The sequence below is a fragment of the Acinetobacter defluvii genome (assembly GCF_001704615.3).
In the GTDB taxonomy this organism is placed as follows: Bacteria; Pseudomonadota; Gammaproteobacteria; order Pseudomonadales; family Moraxellaceae; genus Acinetobacter; species Acinetobacter defluvii.
Map to the genome: position 1 here is coordinate 987445 of NZ_CP029397.2, position 26963 is coordinate 1014407.

At 37.9% G+C, this 26963-nt stretch carries 20 protein-coding genes, 3 tRNA genes and 1 riboswitch; of the genes, 9 read left to right on the top strand and 14 right to left on the bottom strand.

Translation table 11 applies throughout. The features are described from left to right. Positions 1 to 76: 76 nt before the first annotated feature. The 5 genes from gltP to DJ533_RS07090 form a co-directional block, all read right to left on the bottom strand. A complete protein-coding gene (gltP, locus tag DJ533_RS07070) occupies positions 77 to 1366 on the bottom strand; it encodes a glutamate/aspartate:proton symporter GltP (RefSeq protein ID WP_065995551.1) in 1290 nt (429 codons plus the stop codon). A gap of 280 nt (positions 1367 to 1646) precedes the next feature. After that, the gene (locus tag DJ533_RS07075; protein WP_065995552.1) at positions 1647 to 2765 is read right to left on the bottom strand and encodes an ABC transporter permease; all 1119 of its coding nucleotides are present in this window, start codon (positions 2763 to 2765) and stop codon (positions 1647 to 1649) included. After that, positions 2758 to 3903 (bottom strand): ABC transporter permease, encoded by a 1146-nt coding sequence (locus DJ533_RS07080; protein ID WP_065995553.1) that lies wholly within the window; start codon positions 3901 to 3903, stop codon positions 2758 to 2760. The genes DJ533_RS07075 and DJ533_RS07080 overlap by 8 nt, the downstream gene beginning before the upstream one ends. 1 nt (position 3904) lies before the next feature. After that, positions 3905 to 5077, bottom strand: coding sequence for an HlyD family secretion protein (locus tag DJ533_RS07085; protein WP_065995554.1), 1173 nt, complete (start codon positions 5075 to 5077; stop codon positions 3905 to 3907). A 13-nt stretch (positions 5078 to 5090) separates the two neighbouring features. After that, positions 5091 to 6539 carry a TolC family protein gene (locus DJ533_RS07090; RefSeq protein ID WP_228716532.1) on the bottom strand — a complete coding sequence of 483 codons (1449 nt, stop codon included), beginning with the start codon at positions 6537 to 6539 and terminating at the stop codon, positions 5091 to 5093. A gap of 417 nt (positions 6540 to 6956) precedes the next feature. Between DJ533_RS07090 and serC the strand changes: the two genes are divergently transcribed. Then, entirely contained in the window at positions 6957 to 8036 is a 1080-nt protein-coding gene (gene serC / locus DJ533_RS07095) for a 3-phosphoserine/phosphohydroxythreonine transaminase (protein WP_065995556.1), read from the top strand. 109 nt (positions 8037 to 8145) lie between these two features. Next, complete coding sequence (locus DJ533_RS07100) at positions 8146 to 9450, top strand: IS4 family transposase (RefSeq protein ID WP_109849248.1); 1305 nt, start codon at positions 8146 to 8148, stop codon at positions 9448 to 9450. Positions 9451 to 9495: 45 nt separating this feature from the next. Here the strand turns inward: DJ533_RS07100 and DJ533_RS18655 are convergent, their stop codons facing one another. The 4 genes from DJ533_RS18655 to DJ533_RS07115 all read right to left on the bottom strand — a co-directional run bounded on the left by DJ533_RS18655 (position 9496) and on the right by DJ533_RS07115 (position 11458). Next, a complete protein-coding gene (locus DJ533_RS18655; protein WP_171488542.1) occupies positions 9496 to 9648 on the bottom strand; it encodes a hypothetical protein in 153 nt (50 codons plus the stop codon). A 483-nt stretch (positions 9649 to 10131) separates the two neighbouring features. Further along, positions 10132 to 11067: a hypothetical protein gene (locus DJ533_RS07105; RefSeq protein WP_065995265.1), complete on the bottom strand. Its 936-nt coding sequence runs from the start codon at positions 11065 to 11067 to the stop codon at positions 10132 to 10134. Positions 11068 to 11263: 196 nt separating this feature from the next. Beyond that, a tRNA-Glu gene (locus tag DJ533_RS07110) sits at positions 11264 to 11339 on the bottom strand. 43 nt (positions 11340 to 11382) lie between these two features. Beyond that, positions 11383 to 11458, bottom strand: a tRNA-Glu gene (locus tag DJ533_RS07115). Positions 11459 to 11824: 366 nt separating this feature from the next. Beyond that, positions 11825 to 11943, top strand: a riboswitch (guanidine-I (ykkC/yxkD leader). Positions 11944 to 11971: 28 nt separating this feature from the next. Here DJ533_RS07115 and DJ533_RS07120 point away from each other — a divergent pair. Genes DJ533_RS07120 through uca form a run of 3 tightly spaced genes read left to right on the top strand, consistent with a single transcriptional unit; the run spans position 11972 to position 16992 of the window. After that, the gene (locus DJ533_RS07120; protein ID WP_065995264.1) at positions 11972 to 12715 is read left to right on the top strand and encodes an urea amidolyase associated protein UAAP1; all 744 of its coding nucleotides are present in this window, start codon (positions 11972 to 11974) and stop codon (positions 12713 to 12715) included. 18 nt (positions 12716 to 12733) lie between these two features. Continuing rightward, on the top strand, positions 12734 to 13384 hold the full coding sequence (locus tag DJ533_RS07125; RefSeq protein ID WP_065995263.1) for an urea amidolyase associated protein UAAP2: 651 nt from the start codon (positions 12734 to 12736) through the stop codon (positions 13382 to 13384). 2 nt (positions 13385 to 13386) lie between these two features. Beyond that, complete coding sequence (gene uca, locus DJ533_RS07130; protein ID WP_065995262.1) at positions 13387 to 16992, top strand: urea carboxylase; 3606 nt, start codon at positions 13387 to 13389, stop codon at positions 16990 to 16992. Positions 16993 to 17494: 502 nt separating this feature from the next. On the opposite strand, the gene lipA is transcribed toward uca, so the two are convergent. Beyond that, entirely contained in the window at positions 17495 to 18508 is a 1014-nt protein-coding gene (lipA, locus tag DJ533_RS07135; RefSeq protein ID WP_065995261.1) for a lipoyl synthase, read from the bottom strand. 199 nt (positions 18509 to 18707) lie between these two features. Between lipA and sthA the strand changes: the two genes are divergently transcribed. Both sthA and DJ533_RS07145 read left to right on the top strand, forming a co-directional pair. Continuing rightward, positions 18708 to 20123, top strand: a complete 1416-nt coding sequence (gene sthA, locus DJ533_RS07140; protein WP_065995260.1) for a Si-specific NAD(P)(+) transhydrogenase — start codon at positions 18708 to 18710, stop codon at positions 20121 to 20123. Between the two features lie 119 nt (positions 20124 to 20242). Beyond that, complete coding sequence (locus DJ533_RS07145) at positions 20243 to 21343, top strand: AAA family ATPase (RefSeq protein WP_065995259.1); 1101 nt, start codon at positions 20243 to 20245, stop codon at positions 21341 to 21343. Between the two features lie 88 nt (positions 21344 to 21431). On the opposite strand, the gene argG is transcribed toward DJ533_RS07145, so the two are convergent. Further along, positions 21432 to 22775: an argininosuccinate synthase gene (gene argG, locus DJ533_RS07150; RefSeq protein ID WP_065995258.1), complete on the bottom strand. Its 1344-nt coding sequence runs from the start codon at positions 22773 to 22775 to the stop codon at positions 21432 to 21434. A 273-nt stretch (positions 22776 to 23048) separates the two neighbouring features. Between argG and DJ533_RS07155 the strand changes: the two genes are divergently transcribed. Beyond that, positions 23049 to 23405 carry a hypothetical protein gene (locus DJ533_RS07155; protein WP_065995257.1) on the top strand — a complete coding sequence of 119 codons (357 nt, stop codon included), beginning with the start codon at positions 23049 to 23051 and terminating at the stop codon, positions 23403 to 23405. 17 nt (positions 23406 to 23422) lie between these two features. On the opposite strand, the gene DJ533_RS07160 is transcribed toward DJ533_RS07155, so the two are convergent. The 3 genes from DJ533_RS07160 to DJ533_RS07165 form a co-directional block, all read right to left on the bottom strand. Next, positions 23423 to 23495 (bottom strand) — tRNA-Arg (locus DJ533_RS07160). Between the two features lie 150 nt (positions 23496 to 23645). After that, complete coding sequence (locus DJ533_RS18660) at positions 23646 to 23783, bottom strand: hypothetical protein (protein WP_171488543.1); 138 nt, start codon at positions 23781 to 23783, stop codon at positions 23646 to 23648. A gap of 270 nt (positions 23784 to 24053) precedes the next feature. Next, the gene (locus tag DJ533_RS07165) at positions 24054 to 25418 is read right to left on the bottom strand and encodes an amino acid permease (protein ID WP_081406148.1); all 1365 of its coding nucleotides are present in this window, start codon (positions 25416 to 25418) and stop codon (positions 24054 to 24056) included. Positions 25419 to 25725: 307 nt separating this feature from the next. Between DJ533_RS07165 and prpF the strand changes: the two genes are divergently transcribed. Beyond that, complete coding sequence (prpF, locus tag DJ533_RS07170) at positions 25726 to 26913, top strand: 2-methylaconitate cis-trans isomerase PrpF (protein ID WP_065995255.1); 1188 nt, start codon at positions 25726 to 25728, stop codon at positions 26911 to 26913. The last annotated feature ends 50 nt before the right edge of the window (positions 26914 to 26963 follow it).

Sequence of the window (26963 nt, forward strand, 5' to 3'; positions counted from 1 at the left end):
CAAAGTACTGGTGATGATTGTTGTGCTGTAGAATAAAAAACCACCCGCAGGTGGTTTCTGATTTTAAATCTTAAAATTAATGCATTGCATCAAAGTTATACGATTTTTGTTTTTCCATGTCGAATTGACCTTCCCATTTACTAATCACAAGCACAGCAAGTGCATTTCCGATTACATTCAACACAGTACGTGCCATATCTAAGATACGGTCGATCCCCGCGATAAATGCAAGCCCTTCAAGTGGAATACCAACACTACCAAGTGTCGCCAATAGAACAACAAAAGATACACCCGGTACACCTGCGATGCCTTTAGAAGTAATCATTAAGGTTAAAACTAAAATGATTTGCTGTGTAATGCTTAACTCAATTCCATAAAGCTGAGCAATAAAAATCGCAGCAATACTTTGGTACAGGGTGGAACCATCTAAGTTAAAAGAATAACCAATCGGCACAACAAAACTGGTGATGGATTTTGGTGCGCCATAGGCTTCCATTTTTTCCATCATACGCGGTAAAACTGTTTCTGAACTAGCAGTCGAATAAGCTAGAATTAGTTCATCTTTGAGTATTTTGATAATTGTCCAAATACTAAAACCACAGAATTTAGCGACCAAACCAAGTACGATAAAGATAAAGAATATAATTGCACCATATACTAAAGCTGCAAGTTTAATGAGCGGTAAAAGTAAACTAAAACCAAAGTTTGCCACAGTTGCAGCGATCAAGCCAAATACACCAAAAGGTGCAAACAGCATGATCATATGTGTGACTTTAAACATGGTTTCAGAAATGGCTTTTAATACATCGATTAACGGCTGTTTGGTTTCTTTGGCAAGCGAACCTAAACCGATCCCGAAGATCACAGCAAAGAAAATAATTGGCAGCATATGCCCATCATTCATGGCAGTAAAAATATTGGATGGAATCAACGACAGAATCGTATTCACCAAGCCGTGAGCTTGTTGGCTGACTTCTTGTGTAGTTTGTTGATACTGTGAAATATCTGAAGTAGTGAGTTTAGACATATCAATGCCAGCACCTGGCTGGAAGAGATTGGCAGCAACAAGACCGACCACAATCGTAATGGTTGTAATGACTTCAAAATAAACAATGGTTTTAAAACTGAGCTTACCGACACTTTTACTGTCACCTGCATTGACAATGCCTAAAATCAGCATAGAAAGCACCAATGGGATCACAATCATTTTGATGAGATTAATAAAAATCTTACCCAATGGTTGTAGAAAGTTCGTCACAATATCATCACGGAATTCTGGGGAGTTGTGCAGAAATGCCCCAACGAGAATACCGAGGAAGAGCGCAATAACAATTTGCCAAGCAAGGCTAATTTTGATTTTCTTCATACTGAGCCCTTAAAATTCAGATTTTGGCGAAAAGAAAAACTCTATGAAAAACACGCAAAAAATCCCCCGACAAGAACTGTGGGAGTGGTCAATTGGGAGATTTTAAAAATGTTTAAGAGTATTCTGAAAGTGCTTTATTTTGCGCTTATTTACATAGTGAACCTAAATTTTTTCTGTAAAGTGACGATCAACAGCATAAAAATAATTCAGTTTAATTTAATGATCCAATTTTATATTTAAGATTAATTAATTTTATAAATTATAGTTGATATATCTATTCTTATTTTTTATACATAGAAGTCAGCCGATAAAATGCTAAAACCAATAAAATCAAAGCTAAAGTTGCAAGATAAATCAGTTTAGGAAACACAATATCTAAAGTGACCCCCATTTGGTTCAGTTGGATAAATAAATTAATCCCTTGGGTAGAAGGTAAAATCTGTGAAAAATATTGCATCCAGATCGGCATTGCCGATACTGGCCAAGCAGCGCCAGACAATAAAAATAAAGGGATAGAAGTAAATACAATCACATGTCCAGCACGTTCAGACAGATCCAAAAAACTGGCTAAAAGCATTGCTAACGCAATCACACAACTGATGTAAATTGGAACAGCGATAAACATTGCGGTGAAATTTCCACCATGTGGATAATCATAAAACCAATAAGTAAAACCAAATAAATAAAAACAGCCTAAACACCCAATGGTCAACGCAGCACCATAAATTCCGAAAAATGCACTAGGCGATGCACGCCAAAATTTTTCTCTATATCCTGCGATCAGCATACATAAGCCAAGTAAAATGGTTTGGTGAATAATCAAGGGTGCAATGGCAGGAAAAATATAACTGCCATAGCCTGAAAGCGTGTTAAATAAGGGAATCTGATGAACTGAAAGAGCAACCTTAAAATCAGAAATATGTCCAAATTTTTCAGCATATTCCACAAGGGTATTTTCAATGGCACTGACTAAACCTAAACCGATTTGTTTGGTTTTTAAAAAATAAGCAGCACTGAGATATAAGCCAATGCCACCCGTTTCTCCTCGAGCAACGCTATTGGATAAATTGCTGGGTAAATACAAAATCCCATCTGCTTTTTGTCGCTGGAGCAGTTGCTTGGCTTCTTCAAAATTGCCAGTGATGTCTTGAACTTTTACATTTGGGCTTTTATACACTTGTGTAATGATCGCATTGCTTAAATAACTCTGCTCCTCATCCACAATAATAATTGGTAATGATTCGGCTTGTTGTGCTTTGTAGGCAGTAGGATAGAAAAAACTGTAAAAGAATACTGATAAAACCATTGTGGTTAAAATGGACGAATTTGTTGCAATATCCTTGAATGTTTTTAGATAATCACGATAAAGTTGTTTGAAAAAGCTACTGAATTTAGACATGAGTAGCTCCTTGTGTTAATTTTCTTGTCATTTTTTTCAATAAAATTGTGGAAATCGCAGCATAAAAAATGCAATAAAGCACAAGAATCGCCAATGGAATCAGTGAAATGCTGATCGGGCTGCCGACGACCCATTGTTCGGTTTGTAACTTGGCATAAGGCGTATAGGGAATAATATTTGCCCAAAATTGCGTGAAAATTGGTGCATTATTTAAAGGCAATGTCACGCCAGCAAAGCTAAGAGATGATCCACCATAGACAGCAATAAAACCGAAAGTTTTGGATAAGTTTTGCGTAGCAAGCACAACTGTTGTGCTGATCAACGCATAAGCCAAATAGAAAAAGAATTGCCCCACTAAAATCAGCCACAGTTGACCCGCTACAAACCACCCTCGAATTTCAATCAACCAAAACATCCACAGCCATGTCCAAACACTAAAAATCAAAACATAGACTAAATTTTTTGCCAAAATTGCTTGAAGAAAACCTTGATGATGCACCCATTTTGCAGTGCTGTTATATTTAAGTTCTTGTCCAACTGCAAAAGCCACACAACAACAAAGTAATAAATGCAAAATCGCAGGAATCATGAAAGGTTCTAAATAAAACTCATAACTTAGGTTTGGATTGTATAAAGGTGAAATTTTTAGGCTTGCAGTCGGAATATTTAAGTAGGGCAGTTTATTTTGCAAATACGTATTTTTACTAAAATCTGTGATTCCTTCAATCGTGGACAGTAGCATTGCTGAAGAAATGCTATTACCAATACTAAAATAAGACTGATTAAATGCAATACTAATCCCTGCATCTTGTGCTTTGACCAAACGCTGTTCTGCACCTTCAGGAATATGCACATAGCCCCAGACTTTGGTTTGGTTAATTAATTTTTCAACCTCATCGACATTGTCAGAAACTTCATAGATCTGCAGTGTGCTGTTATGACTTAAATATTTTTGAATATTTAAACTCAGTTGGCTTTGATCTTGGTCAATGATCGCAATCGGTAAATGTTCTGCTTTGCCTGCATAAAACATACTGCCAAATAAAATCAGCAAAAATAATGGTGCAAGCGTGACCAAAGCCAAATCCCATTTATGGCGTATTAAATAACGTAACTCACGCAGCATGCAGCCCCACATTTTATTTAAGCTCTTGGAGTTTAAAAATGACGCTCATGCCCACTTTTAAATTGTCAATTTTTTCAGCAGGTACGAGCTTGAGTTTAAAACTACGCACATCATATCCACCTGTTTGACGGGTATTCTTGATGGTGGCAAATTCTCCTTCAGCATCAATGCTGTCGATTTTAAAATCAGCAGTTTGATTTAATGCAGGAATGAAACCTTGTAAGATTTTGGCTTGATAGACTTGCGCATATTGGTCTTCACGGACATTTAGACTGATCCATTGTGCATCGGTTTCTAGCAAACTCACCACAGGCACGCCCATTGCTACCAATTCAGATGCTTTGCCGTAAATTTTAGAAACAGTGCCGTTACCTGGTGCACTCAAAATAGTTTCTGCTTCGAGCGCATTGGCTTCTTTGACCGCAGCTTGAGCAATATCGACTTGTGCATCGGCACTGGATTTTTGTTGTGTGGTACTACCACGTTTGGCACGTGCATATTGTTGATAAGCTGCCTCGGTCATTTGATGTGAGGATTGTGCTGCGGCATGCATTTCATCTCTGCGTTGACGTGAAATCACGCCCTCACGAAACAAGTTTGCACCCCGCTGATAAGTTGTTTGTGCGAGAGCTTCCTGTGCTTTTAAGGCTTGCCAATTGGCATATAAACTATCGATATTTTCTTGTTGTGAGCCACGTTCAGCGGTTGATTGTAAGGCAAGTGCAGATTGTAGGGCTGCCAATGCTTGCTGTTTTTTTGCCTCAACTTCTGGGCTGCTTAGTTTCACTAGAACTTGACCTTGAGTGACCGTTTGACCTTCTTTTACTAAAATTTCTTCAATGCGACTCGGTATTTTAGTGCTAATGTGCAAAGTTTCAGCTTCAACACGACCTTGCACATCAATGGTTTTGGGCTGATAGGTTTTCCATAAGCCAAATGCAATTAACCCCAGCAGGGCTATTAAAATCACCAACCCCAAAACCATCAACAAAGTCTTTTTAGGTGCTGGATCTGATAGTGGAGCTTCAACCACTTTAGAGTCAGGTGTTGGCTCAGGGCGAGTTTGATCAGCTTGATTTTGTGCTTCTTGTTGAGAATTTAAATCAAGACTTTCCTCCGTTGTATTTTTTGCTGCTGAGTCTGTATTTGTAACTTTATCAAGTTTTGGGTCGTGTTCTTGTGTCATTACTTTCCCCATTTTAACGAATATAATCAGTATTTGACTGATCTACATAGCTTTTAAATTGATCAATTGAGCCATGACTTTGTAAAAGAGTCGCCAATGACATGACATATTTATAAGCATTTATTGCCATTTCCGTTTTCAAGGCGCTGAGTTGATTTTGTGCATCAATGACTTGGGTGGCTGTGCCCATATCTTCTTTAAAAGATAAGTTTTGAATACGTAAATTTTCCATTGCCGCCGCTTCATTCTGGCGTAACAGTTGCTGATTCATTTGTGCAGTTTGCAGTGCGTTATAGGAAGTATAGATCACATTTTCAATTTCTTGCTTCGTGCGTGCCGTACCGAGTTCAGCCGCATAACGTTGAAGTTCAGCGGCTTGCACATTTTTATTTTTATCAATGCCTGAAAATAAGTTGTAGCGAGCAGCAACGCCGACGATCCAATTCTGATCTTTGTCTAGGCTATATTCACCAAAAGCAAAAAGTGTTGGTTTTTTCGCTGCTTGTTGTGCTTTGATATTTTCATCTGCTAAGCGTGTATCCATCTGCATTTTTTGCACAAGATTTGAGCTTTGAGGATAGGATGCTAACAATTGATCTATGCTGTTTTGTTGGACTCTGTTAATAAAAAGCGGCGTCGTAAGTTGATCAATCGACTGTTTATTAAGTAGGTTTTTCAACTGAAATTGGCTTGAAGATAAATTTGATTCGGCATTTTGATAGGTTCGGGTTGCATTATTTTTAGCAACTTCAAATTGCATGCGTTGCCCTTTGCTAATAAAACCCTGATGTTCAAGTTTTAGTGCATTATCATAATGTTGTTGCATGGCATGTAAATTAAAAGCACTGGCATTGTATAATTGTTTTTGTAATTGTACATTGAAATATGCTTGAATAATTTCAAAACGTTGCGTGTCTTGCTGTTGCTTCGTGTTGAGTTGACTGCGCTCGGCTTTGAGATTGGCAATATTTTTGGTTGTGGTCGTCAGTCCACCTGTATAAATGGGCATCATGACGGATAGTGTTGGGCGAATGGTTTCGTCTTCAAGCACCACATTGGCGGTATCCGGAATTAAGCCAATTCCACTATGAATCCCCTGATTTAAACCCTCTTTTAAAGGATCAGTTAAAGTCGTTGGCAGATTTTGTTGTGTTTGCCATTGGTCTACTTTTTCATTGACGCCATAAGATAAAGTATTTTCTAGATTATTTTTCACACCATCCAAAGGAATATCTGTTTCTGCATGGAATTTATAAGCACGAACATTTAAATCTACACGTGGTAGCCCAATATTTTTCACGGCATCCGCTTGTAATTTTGAAGCTTGATCTAATGCAGCATTGGCTTGAGAAGTATAGGAATTTTCCAGTAAATACTGTTCGGCTTGGGCATAACTGAGATTCTCAGCAAAACTAGGGTGACTTAAAGCCGTATTGAGTATGAATAAGCCACATAGTTGCATAGATGCACATAATGTTTTTTTAGGATAATACTTTGTCAATTTCATCTGCAAAATCATCAGTATTTGTTTAAATTTGAAACTATTCTAACCTTGAATGACTAGAATAAATAATCTAAAAGTCATATTTATCCTGTGTGGTTTTTGTAGTGATCCCACATTATTTATATTTAAAGAGCATATTACTATCTGTAAAGATAAAAATATTGATCTAGTAGATGAGGTTAATTTTTTCTATGATTTAAAATGAAACTGCAAAACATTCAGTGTCTATAAAATAGGTTCAAACTTTGTTATTGAAATATCAATTCTAAATTCTGAAACATATTGAAAGATTGACTAACAAAGCTGCTGCAAGAAAAGTCAATTTGTGGTTAAATGCGCCTATTTCATTCGTTTCACTTTCATAAGGGAAAAATCATGCGCGCGTACAATTTCTGTGCTGGTCCTGCTGCATTACCTACTGCCGTTTTAGAAAAAGCTCAACAAGAGATGTTAGATTGGCAGGGTAAAGGCTTATCCATCATGGAAATGAGCCACCGTAGTAAGGACTATGTGGCTGTCGCTGAAAAAGCAGAAGCAGACTTGCGTAAACTTATGAACATTCCTGAAAACTACAAGGTTTTGTTCTTACAAGGGGGTGCATCATTACAATTTTCTGCGATTCCTTTAAACTTGTTGGGTAAAAATCCAAAAGCTGATTATATCCATACGGGTATTTGGTCTGAAAAAGCCACCAAAGAAGCACAACGTTACGGCGAGATCAATGTTGTTGAAGCAGGTACTACAATTGATGGTAAATTAGCAATTGCTGATCAAAGTCAATGGAACTTATCTGATGATGCTGCTTATGTCCATTATGCAGATAATGAAACAATTGGCGGTATTCAATTTGCCAACATTCCTGAAACCGATAAGCCTTTGGTTTCTGATTTTTCATCAAGCATTTTATCTGCGCCATTAGATGTTTCTAAATTTGGTTTAATTTATGCGGGTGCGCAAAAAAATATCGGTCCTGCAGGTTTAACGCTGGTGATTGTGCGTGATGATTTACTTGATCAAGCAAAACCTGAAATTCCAAGCTTATTAAAATATGCTTCACAAGCAAAAAATGACTCTATGGTGAATACGCCTGCCACCTACGCATGGTATTTATCAGGCTTAGTATTTGAGTGGTTGCTTGAGCAGGGCGGTGTAGATGCAATGCATAAAATTAACCTTGAAAAAGCAAAATTGTTATACGGCTATATTGATTCAAGCGACTTTTATGCAAACCCAATCGCAGAGCAAAATCGTTCAATTATGAATGTGCCATTTACTTTAGCAAATGCTGATTTGGATAAATTATTCCTACAAGAAGCAGAACAAAATCATCTGCTTAACCTTGCTGGTCACCGTTCAGTAGGAGGTATGCGTGCAAGTATTTATAACGCTGTACCTTTAGAAGGTGTACAAGCGTTGGTTAACTTTATGGATGATTTTGCTAAACGGAATGCTTAAGTTTAAGGAACGATAATAAAAAATCCCTCGTAATGAGTAATGCCAGTCAGTTAAGCAAAAAAAGTTAAAATGCTGTAAAAAGAGTGTATGTAAATACGCTCTTTTTTTTATGAAATTATCTCAGAATTTAGATATAACATTACAACAAACCTTGCCTTCACTTTCTCAATTTAGTGAGTTAATTGATTTAAACTGGATTGAAGATTGCTTAAATCAAACAGGTAAAGCATCCATTCGAAAAAGAAAACTTCCTGCTGAACATGTTGTTTGGTTAGTCATTGGACTTGCTCTATTTCGAAACCAACCAATTTGGTATGTAGTTCAGCAATTACAACTTGTTTTCGGTACAACAGAATACTGTGTACCTAGTGCATCGGTACAGGCAAGACAGCGCTTAGGTTTAGAACCTATGAGTGCTTTATTTTCAACATTAAGTCAGGCATGGCTTAAAGACTCACAACAACAATATAATAACTTTCATGGTCTGTGCGTTTGTGCTGTAGACGGCGTGGTTTGGTCTATGCCTCATACCGAAGAAAACTTTAAGCACTTTGGCTCTTCTAAAGGGAAAACAGCAGTTGTTCCTTATCCACAAGTTAGAGCAACTTGTCTTGTGAATACCAATACACATGAAATGATCGATGCCCAAATTGGCAGTATGGATCAAGGTGAATTAACCTTAGCTAGTCAATTAAAAGCACCTGCTCATAGTATTACCTTATTTGATCGTGCTTACTTCTCTGCTGATTTTTTAGTGAGTTGGCAATCTCAGGCAGAAGAAAGTCATTGGTTGATGCGTGCAAAAGATAACCTTCGTTATGAAGTTATTCACAATAATGCCGCCCATGACTTTCAGATAAAAATGCCTGTTTCACCAAGAGCAAAAAAGATCAATCCAGCATTAGGTGATTATTGGGAAGCCCGTTTGCTTGAAGTTGAATATGCAGGAAAAACGAGGCGTTACATTACATCATTGACAGATTCTAAAGCGTATCCATTCAAAGACCTTGCGATGCTTTATATGCAGCGTTGGGAAATAGAAATGTGTTATCGAGAAATTAAAAGTGATTTACAGGATTCAAAGGTTTTAAGAAGTAAGCAACCTGATTTGGTGTATCAAGAATTGTGGGGTGTATTTATAGCTTATAATATTTTGAGACGACAGATGAAATTTATCGCCCAACATGCAAATGTCAGTCCTTTAAGGATCAGTTTCCATATTGCATCCATAGGTATTATCAATATCTTAAGACATACGCCTTTAGAGTCAGCAGGAAACTTACCTAAACATTTAGCACAATTATTTGAACAATCAAAAATATTTGTATTACCTGAAAAAAGGCAGAGAGAATGTTCACGAGTCGTGAAAATTAAAGCACAAAAATATCCAAGAAAATGCCAGTCAATTTCTTAACTGACTGGCATTACCTCGTAATGAGGGATTTTTTATATTTAAAATTTAAACAGTCGGAAAAATACCTAAAAGATGAAAAATCATGGCGGCTAAAAATATCCCTAAGATAAAAAAGCAACATGCGCCTTTATCCCAAGGTAAACGGAATGTACTATGTTGTTGAATAAGATGGGTCGGTTGTTCCGGTGTAATTTTCATCACTGAGCCTGGATTTTAAATTATTGTTAAATCTATCGGTTCGAGCTATTTGTAACATAAAAAAATGTGCAAATAAAGTGCTGTTTAATATGAATGTCAAAATCAAGCTGAATTTAGGACAATATCTTAAAGATAAATGATCTTATCGAAACCTAGAAATGTGGATAAGTTTAAATTTCTATTTAAAATCTACAAATCAAACTGAGTGAAGAAAGACAGCGTTTCCTGCTAGTTTTTATATCTATATGAAAATTTGAGTAATTATTTCAACTGCTAAACAGAAAATAAATGCGTATTTATTAGGGAATCCATTTGGAAAATCATTTTTAAATTCAAAAATGCAATGAAATCCGTTGTGCTATTTTACATAAATTAAACAAGAATGATGAATCTTTTATTTTAGAAATGTACCCATAAAGTTGAATTATTCAAATAAAAAGCCCAATTTAAAATATTGAGCTTTTTAAATGAAACCTATTTAAATTATTTTGTTTTGGCTTCTGAATAAATATTTGCCTGAATCCAAATATTGCCACGAATATATTGTCCAATTTCAAAGTTTTTAAAATCTGGATTTTTTGTAGCGATACGCACCAAAATAGCAGGTTGATTTTCTTCTAAAATTAAAGTGACATCATAAAGAGTATAGTCTTCTTGCATAAATTGCATTTGGGTTTTGCCCACAATTTTACCTTGAAACCATGCTTCATCTTCTTGACCTAAAGTTTCGCCATACAGATATGCCACCATTTTTGAAAAATCGACAGTGACAGGTTCTTTATCTGCCTCAGATTTTGGTTCCCAAGCATCAATTAATGCCTGTAGATTGTCTGGGGCAATTCCATTATTTTTCGACAAAATTTCATTGAGGGCACGATGATGTTTGATCGAAGCTGGGTCATCGACTACGATTTGCTCATGATCGGATACTTTTTCTAACTCGTATGCCCATGCATTAAGTTGTACTTGATAGGATTGATCTTTTTTGTAGTGCGCATGATTAACGCTGTATAAGCTATCAAAAGCATAAACGGTGCTTTGACCTAGTTGAAGGCGTAATACGGCTTGTGTATTGGTTTTACAGGTAATGATACGATCTATTTCAGCCTGAATGGAATACGGGCTTTCAAAACTAGGAAAAGCAGTTTTCATTGCTTTAGGTTTATTGTTTTCAACAGCGATGACCTGAACAATTTGAACTTTTGCACCATTTGGTCCTTGGATTAGCCAAGCACTTTCATCCATGTCTGTTTCTTTTTGACATAGCCCCATAGGCATCACCGGCGTATCTAAAGCCAGACCTAACCATTTTGGAACTTCAGCCGTTGGGTTATCGGTCAGCAAACTCCAATGTTCAACATGACTACCGAAGTTATGATCATCAATGGTAATTATTTCAGGTCTGTTTTGATTATTCATATCATTTATGCAAAAAACTGGTCTTGTGATATTAAATCGAGGGTGATGGCTATTTTTCAAGTCCTGAAATGTAAATTCATCAGTCAAAGCAGTGATTTATTTAAGAATAGAAGAAAAAATATGCAATTTTAGGAAAAATGATATTTTGGAAAATAATAATGGAAAAGTATTTTAAAATTTATAATCAAAGAATATATGGCGACCCTACGGGGATTCGAACCCCGGTTACCGCCGTGAAAGGGCGATGTCCTAGGCCTCTAGACGATAGGGTCAATAAGATGAGGCAAATTTCTGAAATCCAAATTTAAAATAAATTGGCGACCCTACGGGGATTCGAACCCCGGTTACCGCCGTGAAAGGGCGATGTCCTAGGCCTCTAGACGATAGGGTCGTTTCAGAGGTGGGCGTATATTAGGGTGAATATTTAAAAGTGTCAAATATTTTTCTGCAATAAAACGGGAAAAATAAATCAAACGTGTAAAAATAAAACAATCTCTGTATTTTTTCAGCTCTTTTTATAATTTAAAGCATTTTCCGTAAATATTATTGCGAATAAGATTTCTCTAAACCCATCGTTAATCACATATTTTTAATGCGCTGATCTTGTAAAGTCGACTGTATTGTATAACAAAAGTCATTTATGGTGCATTCAGAAAAATCCTTGATAAAAATGCTCAACAATCGCTCAAAATTAGTATTGTTTAGCCTTAAAACAGTATGACTGCTTTGGCACATCATTTGCATATTTCTATCTATCATCAAAGTGATCTAGGGTTCCGATACAGTTCGATGAAGAACGTATGTCTGAGACCGAGAGTTCACGGCTTAGTTTTGAACAAAAGCAGAGCTACACGGAGGGATAAAAGCCCGGGAGGTTGAATAACCTGAAAAAGAGGTGGAGCAAATGACTAAGAGTTATAACTATCATAATGATCAAGCACTTTGGGCTGAAATTTTACCCGGTGGGCACCATTGGTCAGGGCGGATTCAACGTGGCACAGTGTTACAGATTAAGGCATTGGCTGCGCATGCCAATGTATCTTTATTTTGTGTCAATGCTGAGGACAAACTTGAACGCTACAACATGTCTGACAGTTTAAAAGCACAGCACACAGCATTTTTAAGTACAGGTCATATTTTAGCTTCTGACTTAGGTCGTGCGATGATTTCAATTGTTCAAGATGATCATGGGTGGAATGATGCGATCTGCGCACCGAGTAGTGCAGCACAAATAAAAAAACAATTTGGTGTTAAGACGTTTCAAGATGCACGTAATGACATGTACCGCAACGCCAAAGACAGTTTGATTTTGGAAATGACTAAATTTGGGCTAGGGGCGACGGATTTAAGCGCAACAGTTAATTTCTTTTCTAGAGTAATACCTGATGATACAGGTCACTTATCTTATATTGAATCCAATAATACCAATCAAATCATTCAGCTACGTTTTGAGATGGATTGCTTGGTATTTTTATCTGCTGCACCGCATGGCTTAGATACTTTGAATACATATGTACCTGCTGATATTGAGCTGAAACTCTTTAAAGCCCTTCCTTTGGCTGAGACGGATATCTGTCGTGACGCCTGTCCACAAAACCAACGAGCATTTCAAAATAATGCCCGTTACTACGCACTCGATGCAGTTTAGTCTAAAGGAGGACACATCATGTCAGCATTGGCTAAATTTGAAAAAGAAGTATTAAATGACGTATGTCCTGCAGGTGAAGCATGGATGTGTGAAGTGAAGAAAGGTCAATACTTCCGTATTGTCGATGTTGAAGGCAATCAAGCAGTAGACACACTATTTATCGCAGCTTCAAACCCTGAAGAACGTTATAGTGCAACCGATACTTTGGCGCTCAATCAACAGATTTATTTAGAAAAAGACACAACGCTTTATACCAATTTTGGCAATAAAATCGCGACTATTAATGATGATAACTGCGGTCGCCATGACACTTTGGGCGGTGCATGTTCTTGCGAAAGTAACACTGTGCGTTATGCCCATGATAAATTCCCTATGCACAGTTGCCGTAATAATTTCATGATCGCCTTGTCACAACATGAGATTGCCAAAAAGTATGCTTTAACGGTGCGTCATATTGGACCCAATATTAATTTTTTTATGAATGTACCTGTGACTTCTGAAGGAAAATTGAAGTTTGATGATGGTATCTCTGCACCCGGTAAATATGTCGAAATCAAAGCTGAAATGGATCTGATCGTACTGATTTCAAACTGTCCACAATTGAATAACCCATGTAATGCCTACAACCCAACTAAAATTCAACTGATCATCCGTGAAGGCGAGGTGTAACTATGTTTAATAAAGTACTCATCGCCAACCGTGGGGCAATTGCCTGTCGTGTTATTCGCACATTAAAAAAACTAGGTATTCAATCAGTTGCAGTTTATTCAGAAGCAGATCGTGATTCATTGCATGTGACTTTGGCGGATGAAGCCGTATTTATTGGTGATTCTCCTGCAAGTCAAAGCTATTTAAATGTCGATAAAATTTTGGCTGTGGCGAAGCAAACAGGTGCAAATGCCATTCATCCAGGTTATGGCTTTTTGTCTGAGAATGCAGAATTTTGTGACCTTTGTGAAGCACAAGGCATTGTATTTTTAGGACCAAATGCCGCACAAATGAAGTCTTTTGGCTTAAAACATACTGCACGAGAACTCGCGATTCAAGCCAATGTGCCGTTATTGCCAGGTAGTCAACTGCTTGCTGATGAAGCTGAAGCTTTAACAGAAGCTTCACGTATTGGTTATCCTGTGATGTTAAAAAGTACTGCTGGTGGTGGCGGTATAGGGATGCGTTTGGTATGGAATGACGCAGAGCTGAAAGATGCGTATGCCACGGTTTCTTATCTTGCACAAGCTAACTTTAATGATGCCGGTTTATACCTCGAAAAATTTGTACAAAATGCCCGTCATATCGAAGTACAAATATTTGGTGATGGTCAAGGTCAAATTCTAGCTTTGGGTGAACGTGACTGTTCTGTGCAACGCCGTAATCAAAAAGTGATCGAGGAAACGCCTGCGCCACATCTAAATGACGAACAACGTGCCTATATCCAAAATGTCGCGATTCAACTGATGCAATCGGTGAATTACCGCTCGGCAGGAACAGTTGAATTTGTAATGGATACCGACACACAAGAATTTTATTTCTTAGAGGTGAATACGCGTCTACAAGTCGAACATGGTGTGACAGAGCAAGTCTTTGGTGTTGATTTAGTGGAATGGATGATCACCTTAGGCAGTGGTGATTGGGTTGCGCCCATTGAAAAATTGGAATCTAAAGGTCATTCAATTCAAGTGCGTTTATATGCCGAAGATCCAATTAAAAACTTCCAACCCAGTGCAGGGCTTCTGACGTATGTCGAGTTTGATGAGAATGCTCGTAATGAAACGTGGGTAGAAACAGGCTCAAATGTGTCATCGTTCTATGATCCCATGATTGCCAAGATTATTGTGACAAGCGATTCTCGTGAGTCAGCGATCCAAGCCATGACAGAGGCTTTGGCGAAAACCCAAGTGGCAGGCATTGAAACCAATCTTGAATATTTAAAAAACATTGTTGATTGCGAGGTATTTAAAGCAGGCACACAAACCACACGCTTCTTAAATACTTTTGAGTGGAAAACGCAAAAAATTGAAGTGTTACAAGCAGGTATTCAGACTGTGGTGCAAGATGTCACAGGCCGTTTGGGCTATTGGGATGTGGGTGTACCGCCATCAGGTGCGATTGATCCATTGTCTTTAAACGTGGCAAACCAATTGCTTGGTAACCCATTTAATACCGCAGGCTTGGAATGTACCCTTCAAGGTCCAACTTTAAAGTTCCACTGTGATAGCCAAATTGTCATCACGGGGGGGGATATGCCTGCCACACTTGATGGCGTTGCAGTTCCGATGTGGCAAACCATCAATGTGAAAAAAGATCAAATCCTAAAAACAGGAAAAATTGCCACAGGTTGCCGTAGTTATATCGGCATTAAAGGTGGTTTGAATGTACCTGAATATTTAGGCTCACAAGCGACTTTTACGTTGGGGCAATTTGGGGGGCATGCAGGACGTAACTTGCTGCTTGGTGATATGTTGCCGATCACAGCGTATACATCAACTGAAAGCAAAGCACTTGCCGAAGATCAAATTCCGACATTCTCAAATCGTTGGGAAATTGCGGTAATGTATGGTCCGCATGGCGCACCTGATTTTTTTACTAAAAACGATATAGATCGTTTTTTTGCAAAAACTTTTGAAATCCATTTTAACTCTAGCCGTACAGGCGTGCGTTTGATCGGTGAAAAACCTGAATGGGCACGTATTGATGGTGGTGAAGCTGGTTTGCACCCCTCCAACATCCATGACAATGCTTATGCGATTGGTGCGATAGATTTTACAGGTGACATGCCAATTATCTTGGGACCAGATGGTCCAAGTTTAGGTGGTTTTGTTTGTCCTGCGGTGATTGTCAGCTCTGAACTTTGGAAAATTGGACAGCTCAAAGCAGGTGATCAAGTGAAATTTACTCCTGTGTCTTATGAGCAAGCGCATGCACTTAACCAGACTTACAGCACAGCCTTAAAAGCAGATCATGCAGATGCAATCGATTTTAGACAAAGTTTTAGTGCCGAACTAGAAACTTTAAACGATGCTGTACTTGCGACTTTAAAAGGCAAAAATAGCTTACCAGATGTGGTATATCGCCCTGCAGGTAATAACTATATGTTGGTTGAATATGGCGAGTTAGTGCTTGATCTCAACTTACGTTTCCGTATTCATGCCCTCATGCAATGGCTAAAAGATCAGCATTTTGATGGTATTATTGATTTAACTCCAGGCATTCGCTCGCTACAAATCCATTTTGATTCATTGGTTTTGGGTCAGAAAAAACTGCTTAGTTTATTACAACAAGCGGAAAGCCAATTGCCTGATGTTACGCAAATGGAAGTCTCATCACGTACCGTCTATTTACCGCTTGCATGGGAAGATTCGCAAACCCAATTGGCAACCGAACGTTATATGCAAACCGTGCGAAGTGACGCACCGTGGTGCCCTGATAATGTTGAGTTTATCCGCCGTATTAATGGTTTAGATTCTAAACAAGCGGTGAAAGATATTGTGTATAGCACCAATTATTTGGTGATGGGTTTAGGTGATGTGTATTTAGGTGCACCTGTGGCAACGCCACTCGACCCGCGCCATCGTTTAGTGACGACCAAATACAACCCTGCACGCACATGGACACCTGAAAATGCTGTCGGTATTGGTGGAGCGTATATGTGTGTGTATGGGATGGAAGGACCAGGTGGTTATCAGTTTGTGGGTCGTACCACACAAATGTGGAGTCGTTACCGCAAAAATCCTGATTTTGAAAAAGGCATGCCGTGGTTACTGCGTTTCTTCGACCAAATCAAATTTTATGAAGTATCAGAACAGGAACTCATGCAAATGCGTGAGGACTTTAAAGCAGGTCGCTTAAAACTCCGTGTAGAAGAAGGTATACTAAACCTAAAAGAATACAATGACTTCTTGATTGAAAATGAAGAATCTATTGCTCAGTTTAAAGCGGTACAACAAGCCAACTTTGATGAAGAACGTAACCGTTGGCACGAGGCAGGGCTTGCAGAATACGTATCTGAAAGTTTAGATGCTGTAACTGATGATAGTGAGATTCAAGTTCCTGAAGGTGGATGTGCGGTTGAGTCACATATGCCGGGGTCAATTTGGAAGATTGAATGTGTATCGGGTGATATCGTGGAAGAGGGTGCAACGCTTGCTGTGATTGAAGCAATGAAAATCGAGATACCCATTATTGCACCTGAACGGATGAAAGTTGAAGTTATTACCATTGAAAAAGGGCAAACGGTGAAAACAGGGCAGGTGTTGTTTACGTTGTCGCCTGTGGCTTAATTGAAATGATGATAAAAAATACCGTCTGTCAGGGCGGTTTTTTCTTATATTAGTCAAAGAAATAACATATAAAGGAAATTAATATTTTTTCAGCACAATTAAAAATTATAAATAATGGAGCTGATCAAATATCTATTATTTTAGAAATTTTAGTTAATAATTTGGGTATTAAATGTGAACCTACAAAAGAGCAGGATAATGTCTATGTAAAAAATTCTTCTGGCGTAAAATTTCCTTATGTATTCTCCTCTAAACTGCCATTTACACCATCCATCCCTCAAGTTTCTGCCCTGACTCCGTTAAATTATACGTGGGGTAATATTTTACAATAAACCTTCAATATTATTAAAAAAGGATGGTAATTATGGTCGCTAATTTTATAAGTAGTTTTAATTATTTTACCTTTATAAATTAAAAGCTTGACCGAATGTATTTAAATACCCAGAAAACAAAAAAGCCAATCATTACAGATTGGCTTTAGATTTTCAAAGTAAAAAATTAATTAAGCTTCGATCGTTTGCACTGCGATTTTCTTTGCAGGATCAGTTTTACGACGCACTTGTGGCACAGGCTCACCGTAGTATTGACGATCTGCAAAGTAGCTTGAACGCACCATCGGCGCAGCCCAAATATTTTTAAAACCTAATTTTTGCCCATGCGCAGTATAACGATCAAACTCTTCAGGCGTTACAAAACGATCAATTGGTGCATGCTCTTTCGACGGCTGTAAATATTGACCAATTGTCACATAGTCCACGCCATGTGCATGCAAGTCATCAAGCAATGCAATCACTTCGTCTTCAGTTTCACCGATACCGACCATCAAACCACATTTAGTTGGAATCTCAGGGCAGTATTCTTTAAACATTTTTAATAAATTAAGGGAATGCTGATAATCAGAACCTGGACGCATCGCTTTATACAAACGTGGCACCGTTTCGATGTTATGATTAAACACATCAGGTGGACATTCAGTCATGATACGTAAAGCAATATCCATACGACCACGGAAGTCAGGTACCAAAATTTCAAGTAAAGTATGAGGGCTTAGCGCACGGGCTTCTTTAATACAATCAACAAAATGTTGCGCCCCACCGTCGAGTAAGTCATCACGGTCTACAGACGTAATCACAGCATACTTTAAACCCAAATTTGCAATAGTTTCAGCCATATGCCGAGGTTCATCAGGATCTAAAGCATTTGGACGACCATGTGCCACATCACAGAATGGACAACGACGCGTACAAATATCACCCATGATCATAAAGGTTGCAGTACCACCACCAAAACATTCAGGTAAGTTGGGACAAGCGGCTTCTTCACAAACGGTATGTAATTTTTGTGCACGTAAAGTTGTTTTAATACGTTGAACTTCATCAGGTGCAGCCATTTTCACCCGAATCCAATCAGGCTTTCGAGGTGTTTCAACCGTTGCTACAACTTTTACAGGAATACGAGCAACTTTTTCTGCACCACGTAATTTCACACCCTGTTCAGGTTTACGGTTTTCTGACATATTCAACTTTTCCACTGTTTTTGACGGTAGCTATTTGGTTATATTATAGCGGAATTGAAAAATGAAAGGGTAAAAACACTATTCATTTACTAAATGTGGCTATCACGCAATATATACTTGGTAAATACAGCAAAGTGATAAACTTTCAGTCATAATATAGCGCAAGAATAGTGTACCAAATCAGTATGAGGAGCTTTGGATGCCACGTAAAAAAGAACTGGTGAGTGGGAATTTTTCAAAATACGATGCAGTCGTACTCGGTTCTGGCCCAGCAGGTGAAGGCGCGGCAATGAAGCTGTCAAAATCAGGCAAGCGTGTTGCTATTGTTGATGTGCGTGAACAGCTTGGTGGGAACTGTACCCATGTGGGCACAATTCCAAGTAAAGCCTTACGTCAAACCGTTTCCAGTATCATTCGTTACCAACGTGACCCAATGTTTAAAAAAGTGGGGGATTGGAAACAATTTACGATGAAACAAGTGTTGCGCAATGCACACAAAGTTATTCAACAACAAGTAGACACCCATTCACGTTTTTATGATCGCAATAATATCGATGTATTTCATGGTCGTGCCTATATTCAAGATAAAAATACCGTCCTTATTTTTAATGAAGATGGTGTAAAAGAAAGCTTGATTTGTCAACAAATTGTTGTTGCAACAGGTAGTCGACCATATCGTCCACAAGGTTTGGATTTTAATCATCCCCGTGTATTTGATTCGGATAAAATTTTAGATTTAGATTTTTCTATTCATAAAATTATCATCTATGGTGCAGGTGTTATTGGTTGTGAATATGCGTCTATTTTCATTGGCTTAGACCATAAAGTTGATTTGATCAATACACAACATCAGTTATTGAGCTATTTAGATGATGAGATCGCAGATGCATTGTCTTATCACTTACGTGAACAAGGTGTACTCATTCGCCACAATGAGCAAATTGATCATTTAGAAACTTTTGATGATCATGTTGTCTTATATTTACAAAGTGGTAAAAAAATTAAAGCTGATGCAATTCTGTGGTGTAACGGACGTTCAGGAAATACCGATGGCTTAGGTCTGGAAAATGTAGGGATCACACCAAACAGCCGTGGTCAAATCACTGTCAATGAGCAATACCAGACTGAAGTTGAAAATATTTATGCTGCTGGCGATGTAATCGGTTGGCCTTCACTGGCTTCGGCTGCTTATGACCAAGGTCGCTGTGCAGGTGCAAATATGGCAGGCGAGGAAAATGTAAAACCTGTAACCGATATTCCAACAGGGATTTACACTATTCCAGAAATTTCATTCTTTGGTAAAACTGAAAGTCAGCTTACCGCTGAAAAAATTCCGTATGAAGTCGGTCAAGCATCATTCCGTCATTTGGCACGTGCACAAATCACAGGCGATACCGTAGGTGAGCTAAAAATCTTATTCCATCGTGATACTTTGGAGTTGTTAGGTGTGCATTGTTTCGGAAATAATGCTGCTGAAATTATTCACATTGGTCAGGCAGTGATGCAAAGTAGCAATAATACCATTAAGTATTTTGTAGAAACGACATTTAACTATCCAACAATGGCAGAGGCGTACCGTGTAGCCACTTTGAATGGAATGAATCGTTTATTCTAAGATGAATTTAAAATTTTTGTTTCTATTTTATATTACCCGTAAGTTTAGGCTTGCGGGTTTTTTATCCACTCAGTACAACAATAAGAGTTTTACAAATTCTATAAAATTTGGAAAATACTATGATTCAATCAGTCACGATTAAAGGCTTTCGTTCCATACGAAATATGACTTTAGCATTAAAACAACTCAATATTATTAGTGGTGCAAATGGCTGTGGAAAATCAAATCTTTATAAAGCTGTCCGTTTGTTACATGAAGCAGCCAATGGTCGTTTATCGCAAGCGATTGCTGAAGAAGGTGGAATTCAAAAAGTTATGTGGGCAGGAGGACATCGTGCAGGAGATCGAGCCAAAGACCCCAAACGAATGATTTTGTCAGTAGATATGCAAGATTATGACTATCAAATGGAAATCGGTTTTCCTGAACCTTTGATCAGTTTATTTGCACTAGACCCACTGGTCAAAAAAGAAAATATTTGGCTCAGTGGTTATCAGCGTCGTCGAATGAGTGAGCTGATGGAGCGAGTCAATCAAGCTGCATTTTTAAAGAACGTTGAGGGTGAGCGTATGAGTTACCCGATGACTTTAACGCAGGAAGATTCAATTTTTGGTCAATTGTCTGATCCGCATTTGTATCCTGAAGTATCCCAAGTCCGTGAAACTATGAAAAATTGGCGCTTTTATCATGAGTTTTCGGTAAGCTCAAACTCACCTATGCGCGTACCACAAGTTGGTATTCGTTCCCCAATTTTGGCGCATGATGGTGCAAACTTAGCAGCGGCTTTTGAAACATTGCGAGAGCGTGGGCAGAGCGAATCTTTGTATGCTGTGTTAGAAAAAGCTTTTCCGAACACTCAGTTTTATGTAGAAGAATTGGGTGGACGTTTTCAAATGATGATGAAAAGAGCAGGGATTTTAAGAGCATTAGAAAGTGCTGAGTTTTCTGATGGTACATTACGCTTTTTATGTTTGGCTGTGGCTTTACTTAGTCCACGCCCTCCGAGTTTTATGGCATTAAATGAACCAGAAAATAGTTTGCATCCTGATTTGCTGCCTGCATTAGCGATGTTGATTGCTGAAGCTAGCCACTATACCCAGCTTTGGGTGACAAGCCATTCGCCTGACTTAGCAGAAATGATTGGTCATTATAAAGAAGTACAACATATTCAACTAGATCAAAAAGATGGAGAAACGATAGTCGTTGCGATGTCTGAAAGATAAAAATAGTATAAATAATAAGTTAAACCCCATAAGTTGAATTCAACTTATGGGGTTTAGTTTAAATGCTGTTTATATTGAACAGATTAAATTATTTGTTTTTGTCTTTAAGCTGTGGAACTGCAGAACCTGTACCGACTGCGAGTAAACCTGCACCAGTATAGATACCGAGTTTTGCACGTGTATCCGTAATATCTAGGTTACGCATGGTCAACTGACCGATACGATCCATTGGGGTAAACATTGAATCACCTTTTTCCATTGTTAAGCGTTCTGCTTCGTATGTAAGGTTTTCAGATTCAGTGTTCATAATCGTGTAGTCATTACCACGACGAAGTTCTAAAGTCACAGTACCTGTAATGGCTTTAGCAACCCAACGTTGAGCAGTTTCACGCAGCATCAATGCTTGAGAATCGAACCAACGACCTTGGTACAATAAACGACCTAAACGTAAACCGTTGATACGGTATTGTTCAATCGTATCTTCATTATGAATACCCGTCACAAGACGCTCATACGCAATGTGAAGAAGTGCCATTCCTGGAGCTTCATAAATACCACGAGATTTTGCTTCGATGATACGGTTTTCAATTTGATCCGACATACCTAAGCCATGACGACCACCGATACGGTTCGCTTCAAGAATCAACTCAACTGGATCTTCAATACGTTTACCGTTTAATGCAACAGGAAAGCCTTCTTCAAAAGTGATTGATACTTCTTCAGCGTCGATTTTTACGTCATCTTTCCAGAAGGCAACACCCATGATTGGGTCAACGATTTTGATACCTGCATTGAGATATTCAAGATCTTTCGCTTCGTGAGTCGCACCTAACATATTCGAGTCAGTTGAATATGCTTTCTCTTTCGACATTTTATAGTCAAAACCATTGTCGATGAGGAACTGTGACATTTCCGCACGACCACCTAGTTCATCGATGAATTGTTGGTCTAACCAAGGTTTATAAATTTTAAGGGCAGGGTTGGTCAAAAGACCATAACGATAAAAACGCTCAATATCGTTCCCTTTATAGGTTGAACCATCACCCCAGATGTTGACATCATCTTCTTTCATTGCCGTAACAAGCATTGTACCTGTTACTGCACGACCTAATGGCGTCGTATTGAAATATGGAACGCCACCAGTGCTGATATGGAATGCGCCACATTGAATTGCAGCAATACCTTCTAATGCAAGTTGTAAGCGGCAGTCAACTAAACGTGCTTTAACAGCGCCATACTCTTCTGCTTTACGTGGAATTGCATCATAGTCATCTTCATCAGGTTGACCTAAGTTTGCTGTATAAGCATAAGGTTCTGCGCCTTTTTGTTTCATCCACAATAAAGCTGCTGAAGTGTCTAGACCACCAGAAAAGGCGATACCGACTTTTTTGCCTACTGGTACATTCTGCAAAATCGTTGCATTATCAGTCATTGCTATTCCTAACTTTTACGAATATTGACACTCAAGGTGTGCCGAAAAAAATTATATGGGCAATATGATAGCACTTTTTAATTGATGTTTTACCAAGATTCAACAACTCTCGTTAAAATTATTCAGTACTTTTCTATCTAGAATAAGTAAAAATATTTATCAATTTAATCAGCTTGCAATAAGCTGTATCTAATACGAATTTTAATGACAGATAGTTATAGGACATGTAAAATTTTAGCGTTTTTATACATTAAAATAAAATTAAGGAAGAGTATGAAACTCAATAAAACACTTTATTATACGCACAACACCTTATTTGCACTGTATTCTATTTTCATTGTTCTTCTGATTTTAATGATATTTACGCTAGGTGGAAAACAAACAGATTGGCTAGCTATTATTGTCATTTTTTTGATTGTATGTGGACTGGCATATTTTCATTATAAAGCGGCAATCGAAGTTGAAATGGGTACAGAAACAGGTAAGTTAATGTCTACATTTATAGGTTGTTTATTTTTGATTGGTTTTCCAATAGGGACATGTATTGGATTACTTATTTTACTCAATTTGAGAAAATCAAAATGGCAATCTGGTCAAAAATTACAAAATGACGTGATGACTAATCAATAAATAGCAAGATAAAATTGTGCGCTCTGAGGGACTTGAACCCACGTCGGTCGCTTAGGAGGCAACTGCTCTATCCAGTTAAGCTAAGGGCGCATTAAAAACATTAATGTAATGCAAAAAAAATAAAAAAATAAAGTTTAAATCAGATGTTTATTGAGCAACTAAATACAGAGCTTGATTTAAAAATTAGAAAAACTTCTTTAAAAAATACGTCCAAATCAGCAAATTTAAAGAGGTCTATGACTAAAGTTTATAACCTGTCTTTAAACTTAAACCATAGGCAATGGCATGATTGTCACTAAAATCCGCAATATACTCATTCTCTGCATATTTCATGAATACATACTGTGGATGATTCGCTGTACAATTTGAACATAGCATGTTTAAAAATAAGCACAATATTTTTTTTGGTAAATTTGACAAATGGGGCTGTCAAAATGGTCATTTTTAAAGTAAATAGATCGTTTTTAGAACCAATGAAGCTGGAAAATTTTGATTATTTTTTAGATGGTTAATTTGCATGATATATAAAAAAAGAGATATTGAGCACAATTCAATATCTCTTTTTGACTCAGTTGTTTGAGTGATTGTCGTTGCTTTATTATGAGGAATTAATTGAAATTTATCGCAATTTATTCCTCAAAATTAACATTAATCGCTTTTCGGTTGCTCACTGTTGAGAACCTTATAAAGACCATACATTAACAAAATCCAAATCGGAATCATATATACAGACTCTTTAAAACCTTGAGTCCACATGATATAGAGCACAACTGCGATAAATCCTAATACCAGATAGTTACTTAGAGGTGCCCACAGTGCAGGAAATTTGGTTTTTAACCCTTGTTTAAGCATTGCTTGTTTAAATTTTAAATGGGTTAAGCTAATCATCGCCCAGTTTAAAACCAATGCACCTACGACGATATAGATTAAATGGCTTAATGCTTGTTCTGGTACAAAGTAGTTAAGTAATACACAACCAAAAATCAATAAGGCAGAGAATAATACCGCAGGAATTGGAACACCTTGTTTATTCACTTTTTTAAAGATATTCGGTGCATTGCCTTGTTCAGCCAAACCATACAGCATACGACTATTGGCATACATACCACTGTTATAAACAGAAAGTGCGGCAGTAAGGATAATAAAGTTAACCAAATTTGCTGCCCAACCAATACCAATTAAGCTAAAGACCATAACAAATGGACTTTTATCTAAACTTCCCCCATCAAACTGATTCCAAGGTACCAATGATAATAAAATCGTAATAGAACCAATGTAGAAAATTAAAATACGAGGAATAATTTGATTGATTGCTTTAGGAATAGTTTTTTCAGGGTCTTTTGCTTCAGCAGCAGCCATGCCGATTAATTCAATGCCCCCAAAGGCAAACATTAAAAAGGCAAGCATGTAGAATAAACCTTCAAAACCATGTGGAAAAAATCCACCATGTTCCCAAAGATTACTAAAGCTATAACCAACTGTAGGATCTGCAGTAAAAATCAAATACAAACCAAACACAATCATGGCAATAATAGCCGTGACTTTGATGATAGAAAGCCAAAACTCTGATTCACCATAAAATTTAACATTGGCTAAATTGATGGCTGTGATCGTAATGAAAAAGAACAGAACCGATGACCATGCGGGAATATGAGGCCACCAATAATTAATGTATTTTGCGGCAGCAGTCAGTTCAGACATTGCAACTAAAATATACAAAATCCAATAATTCCAACCCGCCAAGAAGCCAGCAAATTTACCCCAGTATTTATTAGCAAAATGGGCAAAAGAGCCTGCGACAGGTTCTTCAACAATCATTTCACCAAGTTGGCGCATGATTAAAAATGCAATAAGACCGCCAATGGCATAACCCAAAATAATGGATGGACCCGCAGATTGGATGACTTGCGCAGAACCTAAAAATAAGCCAGTACCAATTGCACCACCCATTGCGATGAGTTGGATATGACGATTCTTTAAGCCACGCTGAAGGGAAGTTGACTCTTTACTCAAAATGATCAGCCCGACAATGGATAAGAAAGCGATTGTAATTGATTGATTTCAGTTCTCCTAGTATTCCGCAGTTGATTTTAACTGACTGATAAGATTTTAATTTTATACTTATTTAAAAAATCATTAAAAATTATATAAATAGAGTTATTTATATGTCTGGAAAACTTATCAATTCTTTGAATTATTTCTCTTATTTTTTATACTTAAGTCATGGGGGCAATGATTTTCCTAAAAAAAAGAGTAATATAAAATTGAATGAGGATTCATAATTGTTGAACAACAAAGATAAACCAAAGGAATAAAACCAATGAGTTTCGCACCGCAAATTAAAATCCCTGCAACTTACATGCGTGGTGGTACCAGTAAAGGTGTTTTCTTTAAACTTGAAGATTTACCAAAACGTGCACAAAGTGCAGGTGAAGCACGTGATCGGATGTTGTTACGTGTGATTGGTAGTCCAGACCCATATGGAAAACAAATTGATGGCATGGGTGGAGCAACTTCCAGCACCAGTAAAACTGTGATCTTATCAAAAAGTTCACAGCCTGAGCATGATGTAGATTATTTATTTGGACAAGTTTCGATTGATAAAGCATTTGTTGATTGGAGTGGTAACTGTGGAAATCTCACTGCTGCTGTGGGTTCATTTGCTATTTCCAATGGTTTGGTCAACGCTGAACGTATTCCCGAAAATGGAGTTTGTACAGTACGTATTTGGCAGGTGAATATTCAAAAAACCATTATTGCACATGTGCCAATCACTCATGGGCAAGTACAAGAAACAGGTGATTTTGAGTTAGATGGGGTGACATTTCCCGCTGCGGAAGTACAAATCGAGTTTTTAGACCCTGCCGATGATGGGGAAGATGGCGGTGCAATGTTCCCGACAGGCAATGTGGTGGATACTTTAGATGTACCTGAAGTGGGAACTTTCCAAGCCACTTTGATCAATGCTGGGATTCCAACCATTTTCTTAAATGCAGAAGATATTGGTTATCAAGGTACAGAGTTACAAGAGGCAATTAATGGTGATGCAGCAGCGTTAGCGCGTTTTGAAAAAATCCGCGCATATGGTGCAGTAAAAATGGGCTTAATCCAAGATGTCAGTGAGGCGGTAAACCGCCAGCACACGCCAAAAGTTGCATTTGTTTCAAAACCAAAAGCTTATGTTGCATCAAGTGCTAAGCAAGTTTCTGAAACAGATACCGATTTATTGGTACGGGCACTGTCGATGGGTAAATTGCATCATGCGATGATGGGAACTGCTGCGGTTGCAATTGGTACAGCGGCAGCGATTCCAAATACTTTGGTGAATTTGGCGGCAGGTGGTGGCGAGCGTGAAGCAGTACGTTTTGGACATCCATCAGGCACTTTACGTGTAGGTGCACAAGCACTTCAAGAAAATGGGCAATGGGTAGTAAAAAAAGCCATCATGAGTCGTAGTGCACGTGTTCTAATGGAAGGCTGGGTGCGTATCCCAGAAGATAGTTTTTAATTTTTAACGGCTGTTAAATACTTAAAAGTATTTAACCGATTTTTCAATAT

Excerpts from the sequence above, each read along its gene's own strand:
- gltP (WP_065995551.1), bottom strand. The coding sequence starts at position 1,366 with ATGAAGAAAATCAAAATTAGCCTTGCTTGGCAAATTGTTATTGCGCTC.
- DJ533_RS07075 (WP_065995552.1), bottom strand. The coding sequence starts at position 2,765 with ATGTCTAAATTCAGTAGCTTTTTCAAACAACTTTATCGTGATTATCTA.
- DJ533_RS07080 (WP_065995553.1), bottom strand. The coding sequence starts at position 3,903 with ATGTGGGGCTGCATGCTGCGTGAGTTACGTTATTTAATACGCCATAAA.
- DJ533_RS07085 (WP_065995554.1), bottom strand. The coding sequence starts at position 5,077 with ATGACACAAGAACACGACCCAAAACTTGATAAAGTTACAAATACAGAC.
- DJ533_RS07090 (WP_228716532.1), bottom strand. The coding sequence starts at position 6,539 with ATGCAACTATGTGGCTTATTCATACTCAATACGGCTTTAAGTCACCCT.
- serC (WP_065995556.1), top strand. The coding sequence starts at position 6,957 with ATGCGCGCGTACAATTTCTGTGCTGGTCCTGCTGCATTACCTACTGCC.
- DJ533_RS07100 (WP_109849248.1), top strand. The coding sequence starts at position 8,146 with ATGAAATTATCTCAGAATTTAGATATAACATTACAACAAACCTTGCCT.
- DJ533_RS18655 (WP_171488542.1), bottom strand. The coding sequence starts at position 9,648 with ATGAAAATTACACCGGAACAACCGACCCATCTTATTCAACAACATAGT.
- DJ533_RS07105 (WP_065995265.1), bottom strand. The coding sequence starts at position 11,067 with ATGAATAATCAAAACAGACCTGAAATAATTACCATTGATGATCATAAC.
- DJ533_RS07120 (WP_065995264.1), top strand. The coding sequence starts at position 11,972 with ATGACTAAGAGTTATAACTATCATAATGATCAAGCACTTTGGGCTGAA.
- DJ533_RS07125 (WP_065995263.1), top strand. The coding sequence starts at position 12,734 with ATGTCAGCATTGGCTAAATTTGAAAAAGAAGTATTAAATGACGTATGT.
- uca (WP_065995262.1), top strand. The coding sequence starts at position 13,387 with ATGTTTAATAAAGTACTCATCGCCAACCGTGGGGCAATTGCCTGTCGT.
- lipA (WP_065995261.1), bottom strand. The coding sequence starts at position 18,508 with ATGTCAGAAAACCGTAAACCTGAACAGGGTGTGAAATTACGTGGTGCA.
- sthA (WP_065995260.1), top strand. The coding sequence starts at position 18,708 with ATGCCACGTAAAAAAGAACTGGTGAGTGGGAATTTTTCAAAATACGAT.
- DJ533_RS07145 (WP_065995259.1), top strand. The coding sequence starts at position 20,243 with ATGATTCAATCAGTCACGATTAAAGGCTTTCGTTCCATACGAAATATG.
- argG (WP_065995258.1), bottom strand. The coding sequence starts at position 22,775 with ATGACTGATAATGCAACGATTTTGCAGAATGTACCAGTAGGCAAAAAA.
- DJ533_RS07155 (WP_065995257.1), top strand. The coding sequence starts at position 23,049 with ATGAAACTCAATAAAACACTTTATTATACGCACAACACCTTATTTGCA.
- DJ533_RS18660 (WP_171488543.1), bottom strand. The coding sequence starts at position 23,783 with ATGCTATGTTCAAATTGTACAGCGAATCATCCACAGTATGTATTCATG.
- prpF (WP_065995255.1), top strand. The coding sequence starts at position 25,726 with ATGAGTTTCGCACCGCAAATTAAAATCCCTGCAACTTACATGCGTGGT.